Origin of the sequence: Acinetobacter sp. UBA5934 (assembly GCF_002430855.1) — a bacterium.
In the GTDB taxonomy this organism is placed as follows: domain Bacteria; phylum Pseudomonadota; class Gammaproteobacteria; order Pseudomonadales; family Moraxellaceae; genus Acinetobacter.
Map to the genome: position 1 here is coordinate 1 of NZ_DJDC01000181.1, position 11,042 is coordinate 11,042.

Annotated in this window: 12 protein-coding genes and 1 pseudogene; 4 read left to right on the top strand and 9 right to left on the bottom strand. The window is 42.4% G+C overall.

Going from position 1 to position 11,042, the window contains the following annotated elements; translation table 11 throughout:
* Positions 1–51 precede the first annotated feature (51 nt).
* Complete coding sequence (locus B2Y23_RS13145) at positions 52–1,332, bottom strand: hypothetical protein (RefSeq protein WP_291371293.1); 1,281 nt, start codon at positions 1,330–1,332, stop codon at positions 52–54.
* 120 nt (positions 1,333–1,452) lie between these two features.
* Between B2Y23_RS13145 and B2Y23_RS13150 the strand changes: the two genes are divergently transcribed.
* Both B2Y23_RS13150 and B2Y23_RS13155 read left to right on the top strand, forming a co-directional pair.
* A complete protein-coding gene (locus tag B2Y23_RS13150; protein ID WP_291371295.1) occupies positions 1,453–2,235 on the top strand; it encodes a class I SAM-dependent methyltransferase in 783 nt (260 codons plus the stop codon).
* A 10-nt stretch (positions 2,236–2,245) separates the two neighbouring features.
* Positions 2,246–2,860 (top strand): hypothetical protein, encoded by a 615-nt coding sequence (locus B2Y23_RS13155; RefSeq protein WP_291371297.1) that lies wholly within the window; start codon positions 2,246–2,248, stop codon positions 2,858–2,860.
* Positions 2,861–2,914: 54 nt separating this feature from the next.
* Here the strand turns inward: B2Y23_RS13155 and B2Y23_RS13160 are convergent.
* The 3 genes and pseudogenes from B2Y23_RS13160 to B2Y23_RS13170 all read right to left on the bottom strand — a co-directional run bounded on the left by B2Y23_RS13160 (position 2,915) and on the right by B2Y23_RS13170 (position 5,293).
* Positions 2,915–3,325: pseudogene (locus B2Y23_RS13160) on the bottom strand (GFA family protein).
* 83 nt (positions 3,326–3,408) lie between these two features.
* On the bottom strand, positions 3,409–4,611 hold the full coding sequence (locus tag B2Y23_RS13165; RefSeq protein ID WP_291371299.1) for a TIGR03862 family flavoprotein: 1,203 nt from the start codon (positions 4,609–4,611) through the stop codon (positions 3,409–3,411).
* 7 nt (positions 4,612–4,618) lie between these two features.
* The gene (locus B2Y23_RS13170) at positions 4,619–5,293 is read right to left on the bottom strand and encodes an SAM-dependent methyltransferase (protein ID WP_291371309.1); all 675 of its coding nucleotides are present in this window, start codon (positions 5,291–5,293) and stop codon (positions 4,619–4,621) included.
* Between the two features lie 84 nt (positions 5,294–5,377).
* On the opposite strand from B2Y23_RS13170, the gene B2Y23_RS13175 reads away from it, so the two are divergent.
* Together B2Y23_RS13175 and B2Y23_RS13180 are read left to right on the top strand one after the other, a co-directional pair.
* Complete coding sequence (locus B2Y23_RS13175; RefSeq protein ID WP_291355642.1) at positions 5,378–5,563, top strand: DNA gyrase inhibitor YacG; 186 nt, start codon at positions 5,378–5,380, stop codon at positions 5,561–5,563.
* Positions 5,564–6,165: 602 nt separating this feature from the next.
* Positions 6,166–6,351: a hypothetical protein gene (locus B2Y23_RS13180; RefSeq protein ID WP_291371301.1), complete on the top strand. Its 186-nt coding sequence runs from the start codon at positions 6,166–6,168 to the stop codon at positions 6,349–6,351.
* Between the two features lie 34 nt (positions 6,352–6,385).
* On the opposite strand, the gene B2Y23_RS13185 is transcribed toward B2Y23_RS13180, so the two are convergent.
* The 5 genes from B2Y23_RS13185 to B2Y23_RS13205 all read right to left on the bottom strand — a co-directional run bounded on the left by B2Y23_RS13185 (position 6,386) and on the right by B2Y23_RS13205 (position 10,816).
* On the bottom strand, positions 6,386–7,030 hold the full coding sequence (locus tag B2Y23_RS13185) for an MBL fold metallo-hydrolase (RefSeq protein ID WP_291371303.1): 645 nt from the start codon (positions 7,028–7,030) through the stop codon (positions 6,386–6,388).
* A 19-nt stretch (positions 7,031–7,049) separates the two neighbouring features.
* Positions 7,050–8,063, bottom strand: a complete 1,014-nt coding sequence (hemH, locus tag B2Y23_RS13190) for a ferrochelatase (protein ID WP_291371305.1) — start codon at positions 8,061–8,063, stop codon at positions 7,050–7,052.
* 64 nt (positions 8,064–8,127) lie between these two features.
* Positions 8,128–9,156, bottom strand: a complete 1,029-nt coding sequence (locus tag B2Y23_RS13195) for a DUF4062 domain-containing protein (protein ID WP_291371307.1) — start codon at positions 9,154–9,156, stop codon at positions 8,128–8,130.
* A gap of 127 nt (positions 9,157–9,283) precedes the next feature.
* Complete coding sequence (murI, locus tag B2Y23_RS13200) at positions 9,284–10,156, bottom strand: glutamate racemase (protein WP_291355651.1); 873 nt, start codon at positions 10,154–10,156, stop codon at positions 9,284–9,286.
* 48 nt (positions 10,157–10,204) lie between these two features.
* On the bottom strand, positions 10,205–10,816 hold the full coding sequence (locus B2Y23_RS13205) for a DUF1285 domain-containing protein (protein WP_291355653.1): 612 nt from the start codon (positions 10,814–10,816) through the stop codon (positions 10,205–10,207).
* Positions 10,817–11,042 lie beyond the last annotated feature (226 nt).

Below are 11,042 nucleotides of genomic sequence, written 5' to 3' on the forward strand. Positions count from 1 at the left end.
TGAGCAAAATGAAAACACATCCCTGTGCATGCTCAACCCTGAGCAAGTCTGCTAAAGTGCAGATACCTGTTCAGGTTGGGTTATAAACTGCGCCGTTTCCGGAGTATCTTCCACAAACTGATGGCTGCCATATTCGTTATTGCTCAAGTTTAAATGCTTATAACTGAGCAGATAAAAATCACTATATTTTTTGATCACCAGTGGATGCATACCGACTGTTAAAGCGTCTTGTTCCTTGAACAGCTTCATCACTTGCCGGTCATTCATGGCCACCACAAAACGCTCATCATTCATTGAAATCTGTACCAATCCACTGCCTTTGGCAAAAATTGGAATCAGAAATTTATGATTCAGGGCGATGGCACTGGCAGCATAACTTTCAATCTTCTGACTAATCACATTAAATACCAGTCCATGACCAAAACAGTCCAATAACTGGCTACGGTTTTCCTGCGGTAAATTGACCTGTATGCCCAGTTTCAGTAAATCTTGATGACTGACCTGTTTGTTGCGCAGCAATTCCCTGAGTAAATTGTGCTTTAACTTGGCATCAAAAAACTGGCTGTCCAGCTGCAAATCATTATTGACCAGAATCGAACCCAAGGCATTGCGATGTCGGGGCAGCAGGTTCTCAATCACTTTGCGATAATAGAACTTGCTGTTTTTTTTCACCTGACGGATTTTGCGATAAAAATAGCTGGCATCAAACTTATGCAGTAAAAAGTCATGCAGCAACTCTGAACTGGCCAGTACCGCAATGGCATCGTGCCCGGTAAAAGGCAGATTCAGGGTCTGAATTTCTGGCAGTACCTGTTCAAGTTTTAAATAATGCGCACGGTCTTCCGCACAATAAGGGTCATAGACCACGATATACTCACGTTCAGCTGCAACATCCTGTGGCAGAATGCGCATATTGGCATTATGTTCAGGATGGAAGAACATGTTATAGCGCAGGTCTTCGACATCTTCAGGATCGATGGAATACTGGGGCACTAATGCGACCACACGCTTTAAATCGAGCAGGTTGGAATATTTGATGACCGCATATCCGCCCATTGAACCGCCATAACCAATCCGGGTTTTGAACGGCGCAATCAGTTCCTGAATCTGGGCAAACATCTCGCGCATCGAACTTTCAGGAAACCAGGATTTCTGCTTCGGCATGATGCCAATTACGTTAAAGTTATATTTATGCAGTGATTTTTCCGCATTAATCGATAGTCCTTTGGCCCGGGTAATTAAATCGCCAAAAGAAAAAATCAGTTCATCCGATGAGCCTTTAAGAAAGATTGCACGAATTTGTTCGTCTTCAAAAATAATGTGTTTATCCATTTCCACACCGAAGCAAATCGGCCCTATATCAGAATCAATACTACAAATAGACACCTTGCCTATTTACGAAAAGCGACTATGTTATTTTATAGATGCCCAGAAGATTAAAAAGCGCAAAATATGACACAATCACTTCATCCTGCTGCTCAAAAAGGCTTCGGTTCTGCCGCTGAACTTTATCAACAAGTTCGCCCGAGTTATCCACAAGACATCGTCAATTGGCTACGTGACCAGCTCCAATTGAGTGAACAGTCGCAGGTGATTGATCTGGGTTCAGGTACTGGCAAATTCTTACCTTACTTAAAACAACTGACTTCACACATCATTGCCATTGAACCCATTCAGGCTATGCTGGCACAGTTACAACAGGCCTATCCTGACATTGAAACGTTACAGGCGTCCAGTGAATATCTTCCTTTACCCGCCCATAGTATAGATGCTGTGCTGTGTGCACAATCCTTTCACTGGTTTGCCAATCTTGAAACGCTCAAGCAAATTCATCAAGTCTTGAAACCCTCAGGGCATCTGGCCTTAATCTGGAATCAGCGTGATGTTCAGGTGGACTGGATCAAAGCGCTGGCTGACCGTATTCAGCCTTTGGAAGGCAATACCCCGCGTTATCATAGCGGTGAATGGAAAAAGGTCTTTGAACAGCAAGCGCTGTTTCAATTAGAACAGACCCAAACCTTTCAGCAGCAGCATGTTGGCACTGTAGAGCAGGTCGTCTCTAAACGATTGCTCTCTACCAGTTTTATTGCTGCAATGTCAGAACAGCAACAGCAGCAGTTAAAAACTGAATTTGAACAGATCGTTTTAAAGTACACAGGCAAGCATCCTCAAGATGAAATCGCATTTCCTTATGTGACCTATGCCTATGATTTTAAAAAAATTGATCAGAAATAAAGGAACCATCATGATAAAACTTCAATTCAAACATTTTGGTTTACCCGTTTTACTGTGCTCAAGTGTACTGATGAGTGCCTGTGATCGTAAGCAAGATACGGTATCGCAAAGCGACAAGATTGAACTTGAAGACAAGGTCATGCAGGAGCTGATTACCGAACCGGTAAAAACCTTCCCGCAAACTCCGGATGATCAGCATGATATTGCCTTACTGACCGACTTCGACAAGCGTTTCAGCGAAATGAGTGACGAAATGGAAGATGAACTGGTGAAAATGGAGGATCAAGGTTCACTCACTGATGAATTCGCACATAACCGTAAACGCGACAATATTTACTCGGCTTTAACCATGCTCAAAGAGCTGGATTTAAAAACCCAACAGGGACGCTATATTCAGGGCTTGATTGCAGAATACTGGCAGAATCAGGCCAAATTTTATGATGAAAATAAAGATGAAAAAGTAGAACCTGTTAAAAATTCAGCGGCCCAAGTCAAAGGCCTGGGCGAATTCCTGCATGCTCAGGAACAATTGGAACACTGGCAATCACAATATCCGGAAATGAACCAAGCGGTAACAAAAAAAGCTGAAGCAGCTAAATCCGAGAGCACTCTATCTGGCTACTAAAATTTGGTAAATAAAAAAGAGATCATCTGATCTCTTTATCTGTAGATCAATACTTTATGGCCTTTCGTCATGCTGTGGTAAGCCATCGCAAATGCTATCCCACTCTGCTTTTGATGCTACAAAAATATGTTGAGTCGGCTTTTGCTGCAACGGCGTATCCAGCGTCCCAATTCTCAAACGATACAGATCAGGCGTTTCGGTTTTAATACTGATGATGGGTGAGCCACAATCACTACAGAAACAACGCTAGGTGGTTTCGGTGGACTGAAACTTTTTCAGTAAATGTTCCCCTTGCACAATGTGAAAATCGGCTTTTCGAATTGGGGCGTTGGTGGCAAAAGCACTGCCATTGGCTTTACGGCAGCGCTGGCAATGGCACTGCACGATATCGCCAATTTCGCCTCGAATTTCGTAGCGCAAACCGCCACACAAACAACTTCCTGTATATCGCTTTTGTTCAGACATAACTGCTGCATTTTTTATAAGGATTGAATCTGTAACTTAGCAGGTTTTAAATCGCAGTTCAAAACCTGCCTCATGACTTGCTCTTATTTTTGCGCAGCCAGATAGGCATGCACGCCCTCAGCTGCAGCACGACCGGTAGCAAAACATGCCGTTAACAGATAACCACCGGTCGGCGCATCCCAATCCAGCATTTCTCCACAACAGAACACATGCGGGTTGGACTTTAATTGTAATTGTTCCGACAAAACATCGCGTTTTACGCCACCGGCACAGCTAATCGCTTCTTCTATAGGACGGAATCCTGTTAAAGCAACAGGCAGATGTTTGATCTGCTCGGCTAAAGCCAGTGCATCGTTCCATAAGTCTTTCGCAACCAGTTCACGCACCAGATTGGCTTTGGCTACATCCAGTCCCGCCTTACGCCAGACATTACTTAGTGACTGCTTTTTACCGGGCTGTAATTTTTTCGCCAATTGCTCCATGCTTTGCTCGGGAAGCAAATCCAGATACAACTGCATGACCTGACCATTTTTTTGCTGCTGACGTAATGCCCGTCCCTGCTTATAAACCAGACCACTTTCCAGACCATAGTGGGTAATCACAATATCACCCATGGTTTTGGCTTGACCCTCTACCCAAGCTTCCACACGTTTTAGCGGCTGACCAAAGACCGGTTGCATGAACCTGGACCAGGCACGTTCTACCCCGGCATTACTGGCTTGAAAAGCTTCAATGTCATGCGCAAGCAACCATTGCTGCCATGCACCATCGCTCCCCAGTTGCGACCAGGATACCGCGCCACACGCCATAATAATCGCATCAAAATCCTGTTGCTGGTCTTGCTGGTTTTTTAAATCCCGAATACACAGTTGCCGATCTTTTAAATTCACGACCTGATGACGATAGTGAAATATCACCCCCTGTTCAGCCAGACGTTTTAGCCAGGCACGCAGCAAAGGGGCAGCTTTCATTTCTACCGGGAACACCCGTCCTGAGGAGCCGATATAGGATGCAATCCCCAAACCCGTCATCCATTGCTGAATCCATTGGGCATCCCATTTTTTTACCCAAGGAGCCAGCCATTCCGCCTGATCATAACGCTGAATAAACTGCTCAATAGGCTCGGCATGGGAAATATTCAGTCCGGTTTTACCCGCCATCAAAAACTTGCGTGCAGCAGACGGCTTTTGTTCATAAACATGAATCTCATAGCCATCTTGGCTCAAGACTTCTGCAGCCATTAACCCTGCGGGACCTGCCCCAATAATTGCAACACGCTTTTTCATAAACCACTCATTCAGCGTTTTTAATATCAGTTTCTGATGTTACGGCTTGAACCGGATTCTGGCCTTGTAAAGGCTTAAAATCATCAAAGCGCGTACTGTAGCCTTCCGGCTTGCTGATGATCAGTTGCTGGCACAACTCCCCACGTTCCAGATACTTAATTTCAAAATGGGTACGTGCCGATGTGCCTGGAATCACTTCTTTAATAAAAGGTAATTTCCAGACATTAATTAATTGTTGCTGGGCTTCTTCGATATATTCAGGAATATTGCTGGCCAAAGTCACTGTTCCACTTGGCTGTAAGCGTGACAGGAGAAACTCAAAAAATGGCATGTTTAACCAGCGCTGGGCCGGATTGTGCGGTTCAGGATTCGGATAGAGAATAAAAAACTGTTCAACCTGAGCAGGCAATAGCGCATGCACAATCCAAGGCATGGCATCGGCATGAATTGCTTGTAAATTCGTTTGTCCTTCTAGGGCATGCTGTTTTTGCATGGCCAGATATTTTTCACGTGTACGCTCAATGGCAATCAATTTTTTTTCAGGATTTTGAGCTGAAAACAGCAAGGCATGTTTACCTTTACCGGCACCAATTTCCACACAAATGGGATCTGGGCTAATCATTTGAAAATCACGAGGCGCATGCATACGCTGTGCTTGAAATTGACGAATTGGCATAATCAGATCAAACTAATAAAAATCCGCTCAAGTCTAGCAAGAGCGACTGTATTTGCCTAATTGAATCCATATTTTTATTCGGAGAATAAGATGTCCCGTACTTTTCCGTGTCCACGCTGTGGCAAACCGACCACTTGGGAAGGCAATGAATTTCGTCCTTTTTGTTCAGAACGTTGCAAAATGATTGATCTGGGCGCTTGGGCCAATGATGAATATAAACTGCCGACTCAAGATTCACCACAGGCAGAAAATAGTGGCGAACAAGATGATTTTTAATCTTTTGCTTGATCAGCCGTAAAAACTCATCCAAAGGTGGAGAAAATGCTTTAATCCACCTTAACCAAAAGGATTGGAAAGCATGTTTTTATACTCCAAGCCCAAAAGAACAATACAGAAAAACAAAAGAATACCAATCGATTCAATTAAAACATCGTGGCCATAAAAACCTATACCTAAACATGCCAGCATGAAAAAATGGAATATAAACAGCACTATTTTTATTAATATGAGCTTCACCAGCTACCCCAAAAAGAATAAATTATAAATCACGTGACTTACATCAACTTTTTTATAATGGAAAAGTTAATTTGTCTATAACTCTGTATTAAATTTGTTTTTATTTTTTTCAATACGTAATAAAAATTTATCTAAAAAAAACGATTAAAAAATATCTCTTCTAAATGTTAAATTTTTCTCCTTTATACATAAAAAGCATAACCGGCGCTCACTATTTAAACTATAATGAGTCTATAAAAATACCAATAAAATTTGTTTTACTTACTCAACAGTTTAAAAGTGATGCATCTCAGCCCTAAAGTGTAATAAAGATAAAAATTAACAACTATAAATCTTAAAAATTATAAAAAAAGGAGAGCTCCATGGGTCTCTGGTGCTTAAGAATTTTATTTTTTCTGTTTCTCAGCCTCAGTATTATTGGCTTGATTTTCGGCATTTATACTCATGATGTCATTATTATCGCGATCGGCATTTTATTTATTTCTGCCGCCATTATCATTGCTCTGGAATTAAAACAGCTGCGCAGTGGGCCCTTTCGTGAAGATTGATGAAATGAACTCATCAATCTTTTACAAAAAGATATTAACCTGCTTTACCTGCAACGAAAGGATTATGCTGTTTTTCAAAACCAATAGTACTTAAGGGACCATGACCGGAAATAAATTGCGTTTCATCCGGCAAACTAAAACATTCACGTTGAATGGAATCCAGCAACTGTTGATGATTACCACGTGGAAAATCAGTGCGTCCAATTGATCCTTTAAACAACACATCTCCTGTCCATAACAGGCCATAGTTTTTATTATAAAACATCACATGACCCGGGGTATGGCCCGGAGCAAAACGCACCTCAAATTCTTCCTCTCCCAGCTTCAAGATTTCGCCCCCTTCCAACCACTGGCTGACTGAAACTTTTTCTGGAATAGGAAAGCCATAACGTTGCGACACCTCTTGAATCATGTCGAGCCAAAAAGCATCTTCCTTATGCGGACCAATCACCGGCACATCCCACACTTTACTTAAAGCACCCACCGCTCCGGCATGATCCAGATGCCCATGGGTTAACCATAAAGCTTTCACATTTAGCCCTAAAGCCCCCACTTCGGCTTTTAATTTTTCAGGCTCACCACCCGCATCAATCAAAATGGCTTCTTTACTATCGGCATCCCACACAATCGAACAGTTTTGCTGAAATGCCGTAACAGGCACAATTTTGACTTGTAACATAGGGAGAACCTCGCTGAAATTAGTGGGCTAATGTATGGGTTAATGCATCAAGATTAGCGTGAAGCAAAGTTGTGAGCAATGCGATATGATCATCACGGGCATTTAATGCCGGAATATAACTATATTGCTCCCCACCTGCCAACTTAAATAATTCAGCATTTTGAATCGCAAGCTCTTCTAGGGTTTCCAGACAGTCTGCTGAAAAGGCGGGACTCATCACCTGAACCGATTTCACCCCTTGCTTGCCCCACTCTTCCAGCAAAACATCGGTATAGGGTTTAATCCACTCCTGTTTTCCAAAACGGGACTGGAAACTGATAGCCCATTGATCCTTTGATAAACCTAACGCATCTGCCAATAATTGTGCCGTAATACGACAGCGTTCTGCATAAGGATCGCCTTTATCGGCATACGGCTGTGGAATTCCATGAAATGACATCAACAGTTTTTCTGGCTGACCATGTTGGGCCTGATAGTCACGTACGCTTTGCGCTAAGGCCTGAATAAATGCAGGATGCTGATAATAATCACGAATAATGGACAGACCTGGCAAGTTGCGCTGTGTCAAAATCCATTTTGCAACGGCATCATACAAAGGTGCGGTGGAGGTGGCTGAATACTGGGGAAATAAAGGCAATAAAATAATCTGGTCTTGCGGATCTTGTGACAAGCTATTCAATACAGCCTGAATGCCCGGGTTGCCATAAGTCATGGCTGGAATCACGTTTAATTCAAATTCAGGATATTGCTTAGTCAGGGCAGTTTTGACCGCAGCCACTTGCTGCAACAATATTTCACGCATGGGTGAATCTTGCTGCCAGACCATTTCATAGGCATGCGCCACACGCTTGGGACGAAAAGGTAAAATAAAAAGTCGTAAAATGACTTGCCAGATTGGTTTCGGGATTTCAATGACACGCTGATCGGACAGAAACTGCTTCAGAAACCGCCGAACTGCAGCAACCGTTGGCTGGTCCGGCGTACCCAAATTGGCCAAAATAATAGTGACTTTCGTTTTAGGTGCAGAAGACATCAAATCCTTCCAAGATAAATAAACTGCTTTACTTTAACAGCTTTCTGCACTTTCTCTATATGGATTAAAACGCAGATTTAAATTGAAAAACGCGATCATTATCCAGCAAATTACTTTCGAGTAGCTTCTGTCCTTTAGGGGTCAATTGCCAGAGCATCCGTTGACGGTCATCTCGGCCTGACTGGACAATCCAGTCATTTTGACGCATTTGCATTTTAATGCTGTGTAAGGCACGAATATTAATTTGTGCACGGGCAACGGCATGTGCACGTGGCATTTCCGCCCGAGCATCGTCCAGACCTGTATCATTCAAATAATCATTGATGCATTTGGAAAAATATTCTTCTGGAGTTGGGTTTTTAAACATGGTGCCCAAAATAGACAACAGCTGCGCCCAGGTAAGTTTTTTCTGAATCTTCAGTTCTTTAAAATTACCGTCCTGGTAGGCATGCATGCGATATTCAAAAGAAAACAGTTCATGCATGGACACTTTCGGCAAAGACAGGAACGGGTCTACTTCCCGTTTCCCTACTTCGGTTTCAAGCTGTTCAATTTTGGCTTTCAGTTGATCAATCTCATCGTGTAAAGCCTGAGTGTTTTGCGGTCGAACCCATCCCGTTACCGGATAGCGTTCCAGCATTTGTGGCATGTTAAAGCGTACTGCCATTTCCAAATCACGGATGCTGCGGTAAGTAAAAATCTGATCGACTTCTTGCTGTAATAATTTGCGGAATTCTAGAAATTTTTCACGTAATTCAGGTTTTTGATCATGTAAAGACTCATCGCGTGATGCGGGGTCCTCATGCATAAACACAATAATCGGTTTTTGTTTGGTGACAGCATAAATATATTCCAGATGCATATAACCAACACCTGAGACAGATTGTTCACCATATTGACTGCCCACCAGCAACACCACGTAGTCACAATCATCAATCTGACGACGTGCAAATGCGGTACTTAATGGCGTTCGTTGTTCTAATCCCCAAGAAAAGAAACCCATGCCCACTAAAGTTTGAGCTAAAACAATACGTTCTGGCTGCATTTCACTGCCAGAAGTAGAAATAAAAACCTGATAACGCTTATCGAGCATTGGTTATCCTCTTCCAATTGCCTATTACATCCCGACTGATACATTTCTGAGCAATCACAATATAACTCAGCAACCCCGAATAAATATTTTTTTAATATATTTCAAAAGACTAGCTGCATTTCTTTATTTATTCAACACCAATATTGCGAATATCCCAAGTCAAATCATCTTGAATCAGGTATTGCAGCACAGTTTTTAACTTTTCTGCATTATTGCCACTGACATGGCACTCGATACGTAAGCCATTATTTTGATCTTGCTCAAATAATAATTGATTTTTGATCAAAATACGGGCTGTTTGTCTCGCAACTGCCAGTCCAGAGTCAATTAATGTCAGTTTCTGACCAAATATAGACTGAATTGCAGGTTTTAGGAAGGGATAATGTGTGCAACCCAAAACTAAATAATCGGCACCCTGATTTACCGCAGGCTGTAAAACTTCCTGTAAAGTCGTTAAACACGCCTTACTCATCTGTGCGCCACTTTCTACAAAAGGCACCAAATCCAGACAGGTAACCGGAATGACTTTTACATTGGCAGGTAATGCAAAACGCTGGATCACGTCTTTAATCAGCTGACCACGAAAGGTTGCAGGCGTGGCAAGCACCGCCACAGTTTTGGATTTACTTTGCAATACCGCCGGTTTCAGTGCAGGCACCAGACCAATAATAGGAAAATTTTCTCCATAATAATCTCGTAAATAATCCAGACTAAATGCAGAAGCGGTATTGCATGCAACGACTGCGACTTTACAGCCCTGACGATACAGCCATTCGATGGCTTGCGCGGTAAGTTCACGAATCTCCTGATCCTTACGCGGCCCATAAGGCACATGCGCAGTATCGGCGTAGTAAACAATACGTTCTTTGGGTAAATGTCGGGCAATTTCTTGCGCGATAGACAAACCACCTATTCCAGAATCAAAAATCCCGATGGGCGCATCAGCTTGTGCCTGAGGCATAGGGTCGATTAAAGGATAAATAGGATGAATGGCTGTCATAGTTTCACTTTCAGCAGTTCAAGGAATTGGAACATCAAAGCTTAAACCTCAGGTGCCTAATTGCAAGTAAAAATCGCCACTTTGTAAGCTTAAAATGGTTTCATTTTTATCATTTTCAAGCAGCTGTCCCATTTCAATTAAGTGAAAAAAAGCAGACCGTTGAATTAAGGCATTAATACCAAAACGCACATGTACATAAGGACGCAATTCACTTGCATATTCACGCATAAAAACAGGATGTTCCTGGTCCACAATTACAATGTCTTGGGTGGTTGTAGTGAGCTGGATATAGCGTTTACCTTCAATCTCGACCTGATCTACCTGATTGACAAATAAAGGTTCATCTTCAACTTCAATTTCAATCTGCTCAACAGGGGTCTTTAAATAGAACTTACCTTCCTCTTTCCAGAGTACACTAGAGAACAGGTCAATCATGGCCTGACGCTTGATCAATTGACCTTCGTGCCACCATTCTCCATTGGCTTTTACCTTTAAATCCATTGCCCCACATAGCTTTGGATGCCATTGCTCTAAAGGGGGAATTGACCTTTTGTGACCCGGCTGTGCATCTTTTAAGTATTGTGCAATGTCTATTAAATTTTTATCATCGGAAGTAGATACTTTTTTCGTCGAGTTTGGTGAATTGTTTTGGTTAATCATAACTAAAGACCCTGTTGACGGAAAAATAATATGATTCAGCCAATTGGCTAGATCGAGGTTTAAAACTATACTAGCCCACAATATAAAAGACACGATATTAAAATTGTGTCGGGGTATACAGAACGCTCATGGCAGCACCGGATTAAACAATCGCGGTTGCCACCGTCTAATAATATGAGGAGTCCTACATGGAACACATCGAACGTGAATCGATGGAGTTTGACGT